19 protein-coding genes are annotated in these 16,129 nt (G+C 51.4%); 9 read left to right on the top strand and 10 right to left on the bottom strand.

The features are described from left to right. Positions 1-4 precede the first annotated feature (4 nt). The 6 genes from motB to otsB form a co-directional block, all read right to left on the bottom strand. On the bottom strand, positions 5-1,021 hold the full coding sequence (motB, locus tag LAC65_RS06565) for a flagellar motor protein MotB (protein WP_039383998.1): 1,017 nt from the start codon (positions 1,019-1,021) through the stop codon (positions 5-7). After that, complete coding sequence (gene motA, locus LAC65_RS06560; RefSeq protein ID WP_039383995.1) at positions 1,018-1,905, bottom strand: flagellar motor stator protein MotA; 888 nt, start codon at positions 1,903-1,905, stop codon at positions 1,018-1,020. Before motA ends, motB begins: the two co-directional genes overlap by 4 nt. 133 nt (positions 1,906-2,038) lie before the next feature. Beyond that, on the bottom strand, positions 2,039-2,617 hold the full coding sequence (gene flhC / locus LAC65_RS06555) for a flagellar transcriptional regulator FlhC (protein WP_203025459.1): 579 nt from the start codon (positions 2,615-2,617) through the stop codon (positions 2,039-2,041). Then, positions 2,617-2,967, bottom strand: a complete 351-nt coding sequence (flhD, locus tag LAC65_RS06550; protein ID WP_039383990.1) for a flagellar transcriptional regulator FlhD — start codon at positions 2,965-2,967, stop codon at positions 2,617-2,619. Before flhD ends, flhC begins: the two co-directional genes overlap by 1 nt. A gap of 1,081 nt (positions 2,968-4,048) precedes the next feature. Next, positions 4,049-5,485, bottom strand: coding sequence for an alpha,alpha-trehalose-phosphate synthase (gene otsA / locus LAC65_RS06545; RefSeq protein ID WP_039383988.1), 1,437 nt, complete (start codon positions 5,483-5,485; stop codon positions 4,049-4,051). Then, positions 5,482-6,270, bottom strand: a complete 789-nt coding sequence (otsB, locus tag LAC65_RS06540; RefSeq protein WP_039383986.1) for a trehalose-phosphatase — start codon at positions 6,268-6,270, stop codon at positions 5,482-5,484. Before otsB ends, otsA begins: the two co-directional genes overlap by 4 nt. 530 nt (positions 6,271-6,800) lie before the next feature. Here otsB and LAC65_RS06535 point away from each other — a divergent pair. The 5 genes from LAC65_RS06535 (at position 6,801) to LAC65_RS06515 (ending at position 9,626) form a co-directional block, all read left to right on the top strand. Then, positions 6,801-7,091, top strand: a complete 291-nt coding sequence (locus LAC65_RS06535; protein WP_039383983.1) for a DUF2913 family protein — start codon at positions 6,801-6,803, stop codon at positions 7,089-7,091. 333 nt (positions 7,092-7,424) lie between these two features. Then, entirely contained in the window at positions 7,425-7,937 is a 513-nt protein-coding gene (locus LAC65_RS06530) for a GNAT family N-acetyltransferase (protein ID WP_039383980.1), read from the top strand. A 341-nt stretch (positions 7,938-8,278) separates the two neighbouring features. Further along, positions 8,279-8,458, top strand: coding sequence for a KGG domain-containing protein (locus LAC65_RS06525; RefSeq protein ID WP_039383978.1), 180 nt, complete (start codon positions 8,279-8,281; stop codon positions 8,456-8,458). Positions 8,459-8,636: 178 nt separating this feature from the next. Then, positions 8,637-8,834, top strand: a complete 198-nt coding sequence (locus LAC65_RS06520; RefSeq protein WP_039383975.1) for a hypothetical protein — start codon at positions 8,637-8,639, stop codon at positions 8,832-8,834. Then, positions 8,835-9,626: a hypothetical protein gene (locus LAC65_RS06515; RefSeq protein WP_039383973.1), complete on the top strand. Its 792-nt coding sequence runs from the start codon at positions 8,835-8,837 to the stop codon at positions 9,624-9,626. It begins immediately after the preceding gene. Here the strand turns inward: LAC65_RS06515 and LAC65_RS06510 are convergent. Then, positions 9,613-11,997 (bottom strand): phosphoketolase family protein, encoded by a 2,385-nt coding sequence (locus LAC65_RS06510; RefSeq protein WP_039383970.1) that lies wholly within the window; start codon positions 11,995-11,997, stop codon positions 9,613-9,615. The two genes, LAC65_RS06515 and LAC65_RS06510, sit on opposite strands and share 14 nt — an antisense overlap. A gap of 329 nt (positions 11,998-12,326) precedes the next feature. Here LAC65_RS06510 and LAC65_RS06505 point away from each other — a divergent pair, with 329 nt between their 5' ends. The 4 genes from LAC65_RS06505 (at position 12,327) to LAC65_RS06490 (ending at position 14,731) form a co-directional block, all read left to right on the top strand. After that, positions 12,327-12,494, top strand: a complete 168-nt coding sequence (locus LAC65_RS06505) for a con-10 family general stress protein (protein WP_071882913.1) — start codon at positions 12,327-12,329, stop codon at positions 12,492-12,494. 165 nt (positions 12,495-12,659) lie between these two features. Beyond that, positions 12,660-13,133 carry a YciE/YciF ferroxidase family protein gene (locus LAC65_RS06500; RefSeq protein ID WP_039383968.1) on the top strand — a complete coding sequence of 158 codons (474 nt, stop codon included), beginning with the start codon at positions 12,660-12,662 and terminating at the stop codon, positions 13,131-13,133. Between the two features lie 54 nt (positions 13,134-13,187). Next, positions 13,188-14,060 (top strand): manganese catalase family protein, encoded by an 873-nt coding sequence (locus tag LAC65_RS06495; RefSeq protein ID WP_039383967.1) that lies wholly within the window; start codon positions 13,188-13,190, stop codon positions 14,058-14,060. Between the two features lie 377 nt (positions 14,061-14,437). After that, positions 14,438-14,731: a hypothetical protein gene (locus LAC65_RS06490; RefSeq protein ID WP_052246483.1), complete on the top strand. Its 294-nt coding sequence runs from the start codon at positions 14,438-14,440 to the stop codon at positions 14,729-14,731. A 191-nt stretch (positions 14,732-14,922) separates the two neighbouring features. Here LAC65_RS06490 and LAC65_RS06485 read toward each other — a convergent pair whose 3' ends face one another. The 3 genes from LAC65_RS06485 to ycgZ form a co-directional block, all read right to left on the bottom strand. Further along, entirely contained in the window at positions 14,923-15,189 is a 267-nt protein-coding gene (locus LAC65_RS06485) for a biofilm development regulator YmgB/AriR family protein (RefSeq protein WP_039383965.1), read from the bottom strand. A gap of 54 nt (positions 15,190-15,243) precedes the next feature. Continuing rightward, positions 15,244-15,531: a hypothetical protein gene (locus LAC65_RS06480; RefSeq protein ID WP_039383963.1), complete on the bottom strand. Its 288-nt coding sequence runs from the start codon at positions 15,529-15,531 to the stop codon at positions 15,244-15,246. Between the two features lie 157 nt (positions 15,532-15,688). Further along, on the bottom strand, positions 15,689-15,934 hold the full coding sequence (gene ycgZ, locus LAC65_RS06475; protein ID WP_039383960.1) for a regulatory protein YcgZ: 246 nt from the start codon (positions 15,932-15,934) through the stop codon (positions 15,689-15,691). Positions 15,935-16,129: the final 195 nt, after the last annotated feature.

The following is a 16,129-nucleotide window of genomic DNA, read 5'->3' as shown; positions in this document are numbered from 1 at the left end:
GGGATCACCTCGGCTGTGAGGGTTGGTCTGGTGTTACCGCACCCGCAGCGGGCGCTGCGGTGACGGCGGGCGCTGCCGGAGCCGCCGAAGCGGTCGGTGCGGTCGCTGCCGACGCAGCCGGTCCGGCTGGTGCAGTGATAGTGGGAATCATATGTGCCGGATCGCTGACCTGAACGGCATCGCTTTCGGCATTCTCTTTTTCTATGGCGGCTTCAGTATCATGATTTAATACCAGCAGGCTGATACGGCGGTTGACCGCATCATCAGCGCCACGGTTTTTAAGCTTCATCGTGGCGGCCATCCCCACGACGCGCAGCATTTTGTTGCTGTCCAGCCCCCCGATAACCAGCTCCCGGCGGGACGCATTTGCCCGATCGGCGGAGAGCTCCCAGTTACTGTAGCCGCGTTCACCGCTGGCATACTGAAAGTCATCGGTGTGACCAGAGAGGCTGATTTTGTTCGGAATATCGTTCAGCAGCGGCGCAACCGCGCGCAGAATATCGCGCATATAGGGTTCAACCTCGGCGCTGCCGGTTTTAAACATCGGGCGGTTCTGGCTGTCGATAATCTGAATACGCAGCCCCTCCTCCACCATGTTAATAATCAGATGCGGCCGCAGCGCTTTCAGGCGAGGATCGGCTTCAATCAGCTGATCGAGCTTTTCGCGCAGCCGGTTAAGACGGATCTCATCCAGCTGGCGCTTTTGTGCATCCATATCCACCTGCTTTCTGACTTCGCCTTTCTGCTGGGTCGGATCGTCTCCGCCCCCCGGGATCGGGCTCTCGCTGTCGCTGCTGCGTGGTCCGCCCGTAACCGCAACTTTAAGCGGGGTTTTGAAATACTCGGCGATCTGAACCAGCTCCTGCGGATTGGCAATTGAGATCAGCCACATCACCATAAAGAACGCCATCATCGCCGTCATAAAGTCGGCATAGGCAATTTTCCATGAGCCGTGGCTGCCTTCATGCTTTTTATGTTTGCGCCGTTTAACCAGCACAATCGGGCGATTGTCGTGCTTCATGAACTCTGGTCCGAAGTCTGTTTAGCCGGGTTTTTAGCGTTGCGCACGTGCTCTTCCAGTTCAGTAAACGAAGGACGCTCTGTGGAATAAAGCGTTTTACGTCCAAACTCGACGGCGATCTGCGGGGCGTACCCGTTCAGGCTGGACAGCAGCGTAACCTTCACGCACTGCATCATCTTGGTGGTCTCGGCGCACTTCTGACGCAATACCGACGCGAGCGGTGAAATAAAGCCGTAGGCCAGCAGGATGCCGAGGAAGGTGCCCACCATGGCGTGCGCAATTAGCGCGCCCAGCTCTGCCGCCGGACGATCGGCTGACGCCAGCGCATGCACGACCCCCATTACCGCTGCAACAATGCCGAATGCCGGCAAGCCATCGCCGATGGCAGATAAACTTTGCGCTGGTACTTCGCACTCATGCTCATAGGTCTCGATCTCTTCATCCATCAGCGCTTCAATTTCAAAGGCATTCATGTTTCCGCTGACCATCAGACGCAAATAGTCGGTAATAAAATCCACTAACTGTTTATCGGTTAAAATACGCGGATAATTAGCAAAAATTTCGCTCTGCGAGGGATCTTCAATATCGCGTTCCAGCGACAGCATGCCCTGCTGACGGGATTTCGCCATCAGCCGATAAAGCAGCGCCATCAAATCCATATAGACCGCTTTATTATATTTAGAGCCGCGCATCAGCAGCGGCAGCGCCTTAAGCGTCTTCTTAATAGACTTACCGTTATTACCGACCAGAAATGCGCCGATACCTGCCCCGCCAATGATCAGCAGTTCAGATGGCTGATAAAGCGCCCCTAAATGGCCGCCGACCATCAGATAACCGCCCAGCACGGAACCAAGGACCACGATATAACCCAGAATAATCAGCACAAAAACATCCTTACGTCCGTAACGTGTTGGTGGAAGTTAAGCCAGAGGGCCGCAGGCGATATTCACAAATCGGAGGCAAAAAAAAGCAGCGGGGGTAACCCGCTGCTGGATGGCTTCCACAATGCGAACATACTTAAACGGCGCGTTTAACCTGTTCATCCAGCAGTTGTGGAAAGGTATCGGCAGTATCTGCAGAAAGTTTACGTCTTTTTACGGCACGTGAAGGCGGCTGGCACAGGCTGCAGACAAAGCTGCCCGCGGGCTGATGTGCATGATTAATAAAGCTGCCGTGACAGCTTTTGCAGTCAGAGAGTTCCAGCATCCCACTTTCAACGAATCGCACCAGGGTCCAGGCGCGCGTCAGCGCCAACAGCGGGCCCTCGTCCGATTGCGGACACTGCTCAAGGTAGAGACGGTAGGCCTGGATAACAGCCTCCACGCCGTTGCTTAAGCCGGTTTTGAGTAAAAACTGCCAGGCGTTACAGAACATCGAGGCGTGAATATTCTGTTCCCACGTCATGAACCAGTCGGTAGAGAATGGCAGCATACCTTTTGGCGGCGGCGCACCGCGCAGCTCTTTATATAATTTAATTAAGCGACCACGACTTAATTGCGTTTCACTCTCCAGCATCTGCAGACGGGCACCCAGCGTGATCAGCTCCATAGCCAGCTGAATATCACGCGCTTCCTGAACGATACTTTTATCGCTCATTATACCGCCCTCTTTTTGGTGCTGGTGTCAGTTTTTGAAACGCTGCGCAGCAGACGGCTGGATAACAGGATCCCGGTGTGAATTTGCTGCAGATCGTCGACACGTGATTCCTGCGTGAGACGATTAATTAAATTGTGATCGGTAAAGCGGAACTGACATACCAGCTGATTCGTTTCAGCCAGCTTTACCATTTCAGGTAAGGTTAACTGAGCGAGTGCATCTGCCATTGCTTCATCAATACCCAGACGAAACATAGCTGAAGGTTTTTCCTGGTTAATTAAGCGCTGCGCGAGCAGTAAATATGACAGATTGATGTCATATATATGTTTTAGTAATTCTGATGTTCCCATTTTTTCCATCCTGATAGACGCGGCATATATACGGCCACAGAATTTAATCTCTATGGTTCGGGTTGCTGGTTGGTAAATCTAAAGATGGCAAAAAATAAAATCAGGCATAAGCCAACATATATTTAATTGTTTCATTTCCTACCGGGACATTCAGTAGTAGCAGTCAAAATTCCAGGCCATTTTTTCCTGAGTCTTAACCTTCTTCCCTGATGTCTTTTTATCGTTTTTTAAGACTAATCTGAAAACAACGCAAATCTATATGGTCTCCATCCGACATACAACGTGACCGGACCGGAATTTTAGATAAAGTGTGATATGCGTCACGCTTTTAAGGCAAATTTTTTAACCGAAGCTTCAGGGATGCTTGCGTTTTGTCTATTTTTTGCTCAATTTTCAAATTTTTCGCTAATCTTTTGCCAAAAAATTCTCATATTTCCATTTAGTCGACACAGGTCACGTTATGCCGATCCTTTTGTTGCCATGTTGCGGTTATCTCATCACAACCCACTACCCCGGACCTCTGTTGCAGCACAAAACACCAGAAACACCCTTATTTTATAAGCTTTAAATTAATCACTTACAGGGAATATTGCCAGGTGGCATCACTCCCGCATCGTAAACAGCATGTAAAACGTGATGGCGCCTGACAAATGAAGTGTCAAGATAACGTCAGCAAAGGTGAGAAAACGGGTATGGATGTAACTGGCTGTTACATTAGCAAAATGAATGGGTGGTACAGAAAACGCACTGATGTATAACTATCATCGGCATGACCAGAGAAAACTTTAGCTCTGATAACAAAACTTACAAAATCACGGCTGTTTTTGCGCCAGATCCCGCATATTGCTCGCTCATCAACCGGTTAGCGGCACGACATATGAAATCGATTTCTTCTGTATTGCCGCTTCGGTTTCATCGCTTTTTACCGGAGCGCATGCGGATAAGCCGATCGGTAACAGTGAACGGGATGACAAATATGCTTAGCCGGGTTTCTCTTTTTAATAACGCTTTTTGGCGGGCGCACGGCAATAAAAAAGGGAGTGCATTAATGCACTCCCCCATAATCGCTTTCAGCTACCGGTTATGCCAGCTTCTGAAACGTGGCAACTTTATTTGCCGTCCCGTGATCGTCGCCGCGCGCGGGCAGCGCATTGAGATCGTGCAGGAACGTTTCGCGCCAGTGTGAAATATCCTGTTTACGCAGCACCGCCATCATATCGTTATAGCGGGTAATGCGTTCCGTACGTGACATGGTGAGCGCCTTATCCAGCGCCGCAGCCACTTCGTCACGATCGTAAGGATTCACAATAAGCGCCGAGGTCAGCTCGTTCGCTGCACCGGCAAAGCGTGACAGAACCAGCACGCCCGGGTCATCCGGATCCTGTGCCGCCACATACTCTTTTGCAACCAGGTTCATCCCGTCACGCAGAGGTGTCACCAGGCCAACATCGGTGAGACGGAAAATTTTCATCAGCAGACGGCGATCAAAATGCTGGTTGAGATAGTAAAGAGGCGTCCACCCCAGCGTGCCATATTTGCCGTTGATGCGGCCCGCTTCGGTCTCCAGCTGGTGGCGGATGTCCTGATAGGCCTGCACATCGCCCCGCGAGGTCGGCGCAATCTGCGAGTAACGTATTTTCCCGCGATGCTGCGGGAAGTTTTCCAGCAGCGCTTCATAAGCCAGAAAACGCTCGGGCAGACCTTTGGAATAATCGAGGCGCTCACAGGCGATGATGTTTTTGGCATCGCCCAGTTCACGCTTCATTGCAGCCATCTTAGGTGGCAGCGGCCCTTCCGCCATCTCTTTGATCGCGTCAGGTTCAATACCAATTGGATAGACTTCGGTCATAAACGTATTGCCGTAAGCCCGATGCTTTTTCTCGCCTTTGTTTTGCAGCTGCGTCTGCTGGCTCAGGCTGTCAAGAAACGCAACCCGGTCAGATTCGGTCTGGAAGCCCAGCAGATCATAATCGCTCAGCATCTCCAGCAGCTCCTGATGCGGCGGCAGCGCATTGAAGATTTCCGGCGTCGGGAAAGGAATATGTAAAAAGAAACCGATTCTGTTCGTCACGCCCAGCTTACGCAGCTCGGCTGCAAACGGCAGCAGATGATAATCATGGATCCACAGCACATCATCAGACTGAATCAGCGGTTTGAGACGATGAGCCAGCGCCGTATTGACCCGGCAGTACCCTTCCCAGGCTTCACGCTGATATTGCACCAGATCGAGCCGGTAGTGGAAAGCGGGCCAGATCACTGTGTTAGAGAACTGGCAGTAGTATTGATCATAATCGTTCTGGTTGAGCGGGAAAGAAGCATAGGTGATCCCATCGTGCTCCAGTTTTGCCAGCGGCTCTTCCTCTTCACCCGAATATTCGCTGATCTCTCCGTTCCAGCCAAACCACAAACCACCGGTATTTTTAAGCGCATCAAGAATACCTACGGCCAGGCCGCCTGCGCTGCTTTTGCTTCCGTCGGGGATAGCAATACGGTTAGATACCACGACTAAACGACTCATAACCTGAACTCCTTACCAATATTGTCATGCTCTAATTGTAATAATAGTTGCTCCAGCCACTGCCAGACAGCGTTGGTGTCCGGCAGCCGGTAGCGCGCTTCACTGGGGCCTTCGCCAACTTTGACAGAGATGCCCTGTAGCGCATTGACCGCAAGAAAGCCTTTTTCATCGGTGAGATCGTCACCCACAAACACCGGAATACGTCCTGCAAAAGGCGCTTCCTGCATAAAAGTGTTAATGGCCGCACCTTTATCGATTCCCTGAGGTTTGATTTCGACCACGCATTTGCCCGGCTGCAGCGTGAGCTCAGAGAAGCGGCTAACAATCTGTTCCGCCAGCTGCATAATTGCCTGCTCATGCTCAGGGGCGTTGCGGAAATGCAGCGCAAACGCCATGCCTTTAGCCTCCAGCACTGCCCCTGGCCACTGGCTGAATGCCTGTTCCAGCTCATCATGCAGCGCTGAGGCAACCGTATCCGGCAGTGCATGACGATGAATCTGACCGGTTGCATCGCGGCGCTCTGCGCCGTGCACGCCCGCCGCCGGCGCTTCAAGCGGCGCTGCCAGCTTATCCAGCTGGGATATTGGCCGTCCGGAGACCAGCGCCAGCGCACCGTGGCTGAGATTAGAGATCTGCTGCAGATGCTGACGAACGCGGGCGGGAATGGTGACCTGATCGGGCTGTGCTTCAATGGCTGCCAGCGTGCCGTCAACGTCAAAAAAGAAGGCGTAAAGGCCGCCGCTTAACGACGGCAGGGTATTGATCTCGCTTACCACAGATGTCACGTCTCCTCCTTTTAAGGGTAAAAATCAGGATGTTCAGAGGCGTGCTGCAGATAAAACGCTTAGGGTAAACCACTAATAAATGCGCAACCTTTCCGGGTTAACGCCATGTATAACTGCATAACCTGACGCACAATGAACATCGGCAGCAATAAGTGTAGACCTTATTACGCTTTTTGCCATAAAAGTTGCTGGCCGGAGAAAATAGCATCCGGTTTACCGCTCTGCCCTGCATTTTAATAATCAAAGAAACGACAATAAAAAAATAATAAATGTGTACGGCAGCGGTAAATATGTATGACTTTTTCCTCTGCACTAATTCAGATTATTCCTGTAGCCAGCAGCGGCGTCCTGTAAAAATTAACACAAGAATGAATCCCGGAATGAGAACCGCTTTATCCCGCATAAAGAAATTCTTAAAAAGAGCTGCGCATCCCGTTTTTTTACCGCTTCAGTTGCAGCGGAATTGACCTGAATGATGCATTTATGCACACTGACGCGGGTCAACGATATCGATGATAAAGAGCGATATAATGGTGCAAAACTACAGTCAGCGCGTCCATTTTTACTACTGCATTCTGGTTGCGCTTAAAATCCATGCTCAATCCAAAAAAAGCGCTCATCTGCGGGGGAAAAATAATTTCCTGCTGAAGTGGCTGCGTAATGCGCAGAACAATACGATTTTCCATCCGGATATTACCAGCGAAATTGAGTGGCTGCGTAGCAAGATCATCAGCGCCGGACCCGATGCCGATCTGGAGCCGATGCTGCAATACGTATATGAAACGGCGAAACGCGCGGAAAGTTTACGTTACGGCCTCTGAGGCCGCCTCCGGCCTGCGTTAAGAGAGACGCAATTTAATGAGTTTATTTGCCTGCAGAAGCTTATTCACCCGCGATAAAAACGCAGGCGAATAAAAGCGGTTTCAATATTTACGTCACTCCCTGTTTTGCGCTACCGCAGCGCTGACCAGCTACTCCTGCCAGTCATTATTTTCAGCCTGCCGTCGTGCAAAAAGTGATACCGCTTAAACCCTTATTGCGCGGTTTCAGCAGATCGCTATCACATCCCGCACGCCATTCGCGTATTATCGCCCGTCAGGAGTGTGTACCACTCTGCGTCGCACGTGGCGCAGACTTCATGGAGAATCCGCATAATGGCATTGACTATTCGCCACGCCCGGCCGGAAGACGCCGGCTTACTGCAGCAGCTGGGGCGTATGACCTACAGCGCGCACTTTAAACACCTGTGGGTCTCTGCAGATGAAATGGATGCGTTTATCAGCAAAGAGTACGGCATGGATGCGCTTGCCAGCAGCCTGACCGATGCCAGTGAAAGCTGGCTGATTGCTGAGTCAGCGCAGCCTATCGGTTTTGCCAAAGTAAAGTGGAGTGTGCCGGTGCCCGATTCCGGGATGCGGGGTGCTCAGCTTTGCAAGCTCTATCTCGATCCGCAGGAAACAGGCAAACACGTCGGAAGACGGATGTTTGAGAGCATCATTGCCAGCGCGCGCAGCCGGCAGGAAGGCTACCTGTGGCTGGAAGTGATGGACGCTAATGTCAGAGCCAGAAAATTCTATGAGGCGTTTGGCATGCAGCATATTAAAGATATTCCTTTTGTCACCGCCTCACAGCAGAGCGTGCTGCAGATTCTGGGGATGCTGATTTGATCCGCCTGCCCTGCGTATCTGACTCAGGGCGAAAAGCCTCTCTGGCTCACATATCTGATTAATTTTGCCAATTATTCCGGATAACCGCCTTAAACCGCTCCGACATCACTGGCCTGTTTAATTCGCTATGCTGCTAATTTAATGACGCTTTTTAATTCTGGCTGCAGCTTTTATATTTTGTGCGCCATAAAAAAATCTTTAAAAGTGCTTTAAAACAATTACTTAATTATATTTTCCGCTTCGCTTGCAGAGACTGCATTCACCATTATTCTTTAAAACGTACCACGCACATAACTGCAATGATTCATCATGTTATTAAACACTCTTCAAGAGGCTATATCATGACTCAGCACAGAGGCGGTTCAGGTAACTTCGCAGACGATAAGCAGAAAGCATCTGACGCGGGCAAAAAAGGTGGACAGAAAAGCGGCAGCGGAAGCGGCGGCAGCTTTAAAGATGACCCTAAAAAAGCATCTGAAGCAGGCAAAAAAGGTGGCCAGAGCAGCCGTAAAGGTTCCTGATTAGCCAGCAGCACAGGGATGTGCTGCAGTTCACCTCTTCGCTCTCTTCTCACTCTCCTCGCTTTAATCTGCCGTTACGCTTGCTGTTTCTCCTGCCGCAGACAACTCTTAAAGTCGTTTTACTTTCCCGGTTTTGCTCCAGACTTAACTTTTAATACTGAAAGGATTTACGCCCGTCATGAAACGTTTTTTATGCTCGCTGTTCAGCAGCCCTGAATCCTTACTGCAGGTCATGACACAACAGGATGTCACTGAGTCGATGGAGGATGGTGACAGAATTATAATCGATGAAGATGGCAACGCCTCGGTCAACCCGCTCAGTCCTGAAGTCCATAAAGATTTTGCTGAACACGTTTCAACTCTGAAGGAAATTTAAATGGGCACGGCGATTTTCATGGTTCTGATGGTATGCGGTTACTGGTATACCAGCCGCGATATGTCCAGCCGGCTAAAAATAAAGCGCTCATTCGGCTGGGACGTCTATTTTCTGATTGCCCTTTACGGCTGCATTTTTGTTGTACAAGGGGTGCTGGCAACGGCTATTGTCTGGCTCCTGCTGCTGGGCGCCTCGTTTGCGAATAACACGTTCGGCCTGAGTGCTGAACATCATGCTAACTGGCACGTCGATTTTATGACCTGGAGCTTTCTGGGCATCCAGGCACCGGTGGTCATTATGCTGACCTTTGCGGTGATATTTTGTGTTTACCGCTCCAACTGGGCCGGCAGCGCCCGCCTGACACCCGGCAGCCGTAAAGAGTTATATCAGCGCCTCTCGCGTTCTAACGGTATTGAACAGCTGCTGCTGCACTGCATGGAAGAGGGTGAACTGGCATGGGTTACGCTGAAGTCCCGCCGGATTTACATTGGCATGATCCACGCCGCCACGTTTGAATTTCCCGGCACGGCAAATATCGTGATGATCCCGATGCTGAGCGGCTATCGCGATGCGCGCACGCTGAATCTTGCGATTGAGCACAACTATAGCCGCTGGTATCACGAGCATGAGATCAGTTTCCTCTCCTCACCGAAAAGCGCCCTCGATTTTCGTAAGGTGCTGATGGTTGATCAGATTGAGAGCCTCTCCCTGTTCGACCCGGCCAGCGCCTCCGCGCTGGCTCTGGGGAAAAAACGCTATCAGCGCCGCCGTATGCCGCCTAAACACCCCTGAGAGATGACGCTGAGGACGCAGCGGCCCGCCAGCGCCAGTTGCGTACCTCAGGCACATCTTCACCATACTCCCGCACCCAGGCGTGATGCGCCGCAAGACGCGCCTGCAGATCGTCCAGCAGATCCGGATGATCTTCAGCCACGCCGGGCACATGCAGCAGCGCAGCCTGCGCCAGATGATAGCGATCGAGCCGGTTCAGCACGGTCATATCAAAAGGCGTGGTGGTAGTGCCCTCTTCGTTAAATCCATGCACGTGAAAATTACGATGATTATTACGCTGATAAGTCAGACGATGGATCAGCCCCGGATAGCCGTGGAAGGCAAAGATTACCGGCTTGTCAGCGGTAAACAGGTGCTCAAACTCCGCCTCGCTTTTGCCATGCGGATGCTGCTCATCACTCTGCAGCGCCATCAGATCAACAACGTTTACTACGCGCACGCGCAGCGACGGCAGTAACTCCCGCAGCAGATCGGCCGCCGCCAGCGTTTCCATAGTCGGTACATCGCCTGCACACGCCATCACCACGTCAGGTTCATCTGTGCAGCTGGCCCACTGCCAGATGCCCATGCCCGCTTCACAGTGCGCAATCGCGCTATCGATATCGAGCCACTGTGGTGAGGGCTGCTTACCCGCCACGATGACATTGATGCGATCCCAGGTACGCAGACAGTGATCGCCCGTCCAGAGCAGGCAGTTGGCATCAGGCGGCAGCCAGACGCGCACTATGTCTGCCTTTTTGTTCACAACGTGATCGAGAAAACCAGGGTCCTGATGGCTGTAGCCGTTATGATCCTGACGCCAGACGTGAGACGAAAGCAGATAATTCAGGGAAGAGACTGGCTGCCGCCACGGCAGTTTGCGCGACACTTTCAGCCATTTAGCGTGCTGGTTAAACATGGAGTCGACAATATGAATAAACGCTTCATAGCAGTTGAACAGGCCGTGACGCCCGGTAAGCAGATAGCCCTCCAGCCAGCCCTGACATTGATGCTCGCTCAGAATCTCCATCACGCGTCCGTCGCGTCCCAGCTGTTCATCCCACGGCTCCAGCGGCGCCATCCAGCTGCGGCTGGTGGCGTCAAATACCGGCGACAACCGGTTTGAAGCGGTCTCATCCGGACCAAAAAGACGGAAATTATCGCTATTGAGGCGAAAAATTTCGCGCAGATAGAGGCCAAACTGATGCGTCGCTTCGCCCTGCTCTGCGCCCGGTGCGCTGAGCCCGAGCGCAAACTGCCGGATATCAGGCGTGGCAAGCGGCCGCCGCAGCCGCCCGCCGTTGGCGTAAGGGGTCGCACTCATCCGTTTATCACCCGCCGGAGCCAGCGCCCGTAGTTCAGCGTTTAAACGTCCACTGGCGTCAAACAGCGTTTCAGGCTGATAACTGCGCAGCCACGCTTCGAGGATCTGCCTGTGCGCCTCATCCTCGCGGCATCCGGCGACCGGCACCTGATGCGCGCGCCAGAATCCTTCGACCCTTTTGCCATCAACCTCTTTGGGTCCTGTCCAGCCTTTTGGCGTGCGCAGCACGATCATCGGCCAGCGCGGTATCTCTTCACTATGGGTGCCACTGCGCGCCCGCTGCTGGATGGATGCGATAGTATCAAAAGCGCGATCCAGCGTAATGGCCATCTCCTGATGCATGCGCTGTGGATCATCGCCACAGACAAAGAGCGGCTCATAGCCATACCCGCTGAAGAGCTGCTGCAAATCTTCGTCGCTGGTGCGCCCCAGCAGCGTCGGATTAGCGATCTTGTAGCCATTGAGGTGAAGAACAGGCAATACGGCCCCGTCACGCTGCGGATTAAGAAAATGGATCCCGTGCCAGCTGGCGGCCAGCGGACCGGTCTCTGCTTCACCGTCACCAATAACGCAAGGCACAATTAAATCCGGATGATCGAATGCGGCGCCAAAAGCGTGCGAGAGCGAATAGCCCAGCTCTCCCCCTTCATTGATTGAGCCTGGCGTTTCAGGCGCCGCATGGCTCGGAATGCCGCCGGGAAAAGAGAACTGTTTGAACAGACGCTGCATACCCTGCTCATCTTCACTGACCTGCGGGTAGATTTCACTGTAGGTTCCCTCCAGCCAGCTATTGGCCACCATACCGGGGCCGCCATGCCCGGGGCCGCAGACGTAAAGCAGGTCAGCGTTGCGCTGGCGAATAACGCGGTTGAGGTGGGCATAGATAAAGTTGAGTCCGGGCGTGGTCCCCCAGTGTCCCAGCAATCTTGGTTTAATGTGCTCAGGCAGCAACGTTTCACGCAGCAGCGGATTCGCCATCAGGTAGATTTGGCCCACAGACAGATAGTTCGCTGCTCGCCAGTAGCGATCAAGCAGTTCCAGTTCAGCCGTGGTCACAGAGTCGGTCATCACCTCTTCTCCTCGTTACAGGGTAATAACTAACCTTAATCGAGAAAACAACATGCTGCGAATCAGCCCGCCGACAATATTCATCTGATGCTTCAATAAATTAATTGTTAACCGAAGCGCATAAATATATTTAAGCGATGCGTTAATTGTCGCTGCGCTTAAATATAATAAAGACTACAAAATCAGACTCTGCAGATAATTCTTATGAGCACATAATCAAACCGTCCCGCTTGCAGATTAAAGAAACGCGATTACTATTAAATACGCAGCTCGCACATGATTGGTCATTCAGATCATGTCATTATCAACTCATGAAGAGAAAATATATTATGACTCAACATCGAGGCGGTTCAGGTAATTTCGCAGACGACAAACAGCGGGCATCTGAAGCGGGTAAAAAAGGCGGACAGCATAGCGGCGGAAGTTTCGGCAACGACCGTGAAAAGGCGTCTGACGCTGGCAAGAAAGGGAGTCAGAGCGGCAATCGCGGCACCTGACAGCTTATTTCAGGGATGAACCCTGCGGCGCAGTGATTGCGCGTTTAATGACTATTCCGCATCAGAGAACGCTAACCTCTGCTGTCTGAAATCTCATATTAATGAATAAACTGCATACGTCATTCGACGTCTGCTTTGCTGTTTATTACTGCATGGAGAACGCTTATGAAAGTTGAATCTTTGCTCGACCTTTTTATTCACGATCTTTCAGATGTTTATAGTGCAGAAAAACAGATTACCCGCGCGCTGCCCAAAATGGCGCGTGCAGCTTCTGATGAAACGCTTAAAGCAGCTTTTAAACAACATCTGGAAGAGACCCAGGGACAAATTGATCGTCTTGATCAGGCAGTGGAAGCGCACGAAGAATTACGCATTAAACGCATGAAGTGCCATGCGCTGGAAGGTCTGGTAGAGGAAGCGCAGGAGCTGATTGACGCGACCGAAGCAGGCCCGGTGCGTGATGCTGGCCTGATAGGCGCGGCGCAGAAAGTTGAACACTACGAAATTGCCACCTACGGCACGCTGGTGGCCATGGCCAAAAAGCTGGGCCTCGATCAGGCCGCCAGTCTGCTGGCAGAAACGCTGGCTGAAGAAAAATCTACCGATGAAAAACTCACAACCATTGCGGAACAGCAGTAACGCATTATTACAAAGGCCAGCCTATCGGCCTGACTGTTAACACTGAGGTGAGCCATGTTTCGACACGTTAAAAAATTGCAGTACACCGTCAGGGTAAGTGAACCGAATCCCGGACTGGCCAATCTGCTTCTGGAGCAGTTTGGCGGCCCGCAGGGCGAACTGGCAGCTGCCATGCGCTATTTTACTCAGGGTCTGGGAGATGACGATCTCGGACGCCGTGACATGCTGATGGACATTGCGACCGAAGAGCTGAGCCATCTTGAAATTATCGGTTCGCTGGTAGGTATGCTTAATAAAGGGGCCAAAGGCAAGCTGGCTGAAGGCACGGAAGCGGAGGGCGAACTTTATCGCTCTATTACCGGTGCGGGTAATGACAGTCATCTTACCTCTATTCTCTATGGTGGCGGCCCGCCACTGACAAACTCAGGTGGCGTGCCATGGACCGCAGCGTATATCGATACTATTGGCGAAGTGACGGCGGATTTGCGCTCCAATATCGCCGCGGAGTCACGCGCTAAGATTATTTATGAACGCCTGATTAATGTGACTGATGACGTCGGCGTAAAAGATGCGCTGGGCTTTCTGATGACGCGTGAAGCCGCCCACCAGCTCTCTTTTGAAAAGGCGCTCTACTCTATCCGCAATAACTTTCCGCCGGGTAAACTGCCGCCAATCGAAGAGTATGCGCATACTTATTTCAGTATGTCTGACGGGGATGATGTACGCGGCAGCTGGAATTCAGATGAGAACTTCAACTATGTCGCCGATCCTCAGCCTGCCGTAGATGGCGGCGATGGTCACGCCTCAGTGGTGCTCTCTGCGGATGAAGCGGCAGCGCTGAAGGCTATGGCCACCAGAACCGCCTCGAATCCTGATGTTAATCCGGAAACCGGTGCTGAACTGGGTAGTGAAAAGCCACAGACGTAACCCGTAAGGAGAGATCAATGCATCATAAACCTCTACAGCGTGCTCACGCAGGTTATCAGCCTGGTAAAGATGAGCCTGAACTGCCTGATGATGATGCGGGCAGTGCGCCAGAATCGGGTGATAAGCAGCCTGAATAGACGCCCCTCCTTCTGACCGCCTTCGGGCGGTTTTTTCATCTTAAAAGCAATTTTTTTAACGGCGTAAGCCAGCCTCAGGCGCAAAAATAATAAGCGAGACGGTAAAAGCGCGTTAATTAACGCAGCAAACTCAGCACGTTAAAATTTTTATTTTTTTATTCTGGCGTTTTTCTGATTCTGGTCTATGTTCCTTTAGTCACGTTAGTACCAATAATCACTATAAGAAGTTAAGGAACTTTTATGGATTTCGCTCGATTTAAAACACGGTTACAGCAATGGGAGCATTTGCACTTTACCAGCGTAGAATTACAGCAGCGCGATGGCCGCTTTGAAATCTACGCTACTGCAGCAGAGCATCAGACGCTCAGCCAGCTCTTTATCTGCAATGTCAGCAATGAATCTGCCGCGCAGGAAGAGATAAAACAGCTGCAAAGCTGGCTGCAAAAAATTAAGTCCGGCAGAAGTAAGCGTCTGAATGCGCGCCCGGTTCGTCAGGTCACGGTAAATGTTCCTGGAGTGAGCCTGAGCCGTTAAGCAACCGAATAGCTATTTCAGCGTTAATCAGGCAGATGTACAACTTTAAACTGAATGACGTTAATTAAGCGCGCTGCTTTTAATTAACTGTACAACTCAGCTAAAAGTGTACAGAAAAGAAAGAAACGCATGAGCAGGATTGAAAGGAAAATGGGAGAAGCTCTTCACGGATGGAAGAGCAGAAAGCGTGGTCAGGCATCGTCTGGCGTATAGCCAACAACAATTTCCAGTGTGCGACGCAGAACGTCAGCTTCAGCGCTGCCACTGGCCGATTCCAGCGCCATAATCAGGTAAAGAATAATCGACTTATTAGTCACTCGTCCCTCAGTAGCAAGGATGCTGCGTATTACCCCATCCAGCACCTGTGACTCATCGCTTAACGCATGGCCGGCATCGCGAAAATGCGCAGCCAGCTCATTATCAGGCAGCACATTGTATAAGTTTTGAAAATCTGCCATTTTTCCGTCTCAAACTGTTAAAGATAAGGCCGCAGTATACCTTATCGGGCTGGATTAATGTTTACGGCTATTGCCGGATGACTGGTCATTGCCAAACAGGGGATGAACGTTATCTTTTTCCGGTTCGTTTCGTTGTTGCTGACCAAGAGAAATGCTGGTCCGGACCTCTTTCAGGGCCATGCTGATTGCGGTGCGATACTCTTCATCGGTGGCCTGCATCTGCATATTCTGCAGCTCTGCCATCAGCGCGTGGGTATTAACAGGCCCGGAGCGCTGAAGCAGCGTCAGGGCAGCTTCACCGATGATTTCGTCTATACTCTTCTGGTGTTTGCTCATCTTCATAGTGAATCTTTGTTTGCCGCCACTTCAAGATGAAGTACGACAGTAAAACAGCGCCACGCAGTGCGTGGCGCGATACAGCTGGTCACAGGTTATACATGAGGTTGTGCACTCTTCCCTGTTTACTTAGTCTGAATATAACCCGGTCGTAAATCTGGTATTAGCTTTCCCGCTCAAACAGCAAGCCGATAAGCTGATGATAATGCTGCTCTTCTTCTGCTTCTGTTGCCAGTTCAAGGCGACGTAACAGCTTAGTGCAAATGGATTTGCGATTCAGGTTGCGGCCTTCACGCAGAATCTCCACGACAATCTGTCCCAGCGTTTCCTGCTGAGACGGCAGCGATGCTTTACTAAAGTAGTTGGCAATCGCCTCAACTGAGTTCGGAGCATATCCGTTCTGGCGCATAAGTGACTCCCGTAAAATGTTAAAATTAACAATAAAAAAGTGGAAATCTAACCTGTTGTACAGGATTCCCAAAAAACTTGTACAGAGAATAATGAATGGTGAGGTAAGTTTTTTTTTGCAAAAAGTGCTATCAGATGAGGATGGAGACAAATTTACGCACATTTTCAGACGGGAGATCAGCGGGAAGTGCGCTCA

This window comes from Pantoea eucrina, assembly GCF_020079945.1.
Classification (GTDB): Bacteria; Pseudomonadota; Gammaproteobacteria; order Enterobacterales; family Enterobacteriaceae; genus Pantoea; species Pantoea eucrina.
Note: the sequence above shows the minus strand (reverse complement) of the source record. Positions and strands in the feature narration are given on the sequence as shown.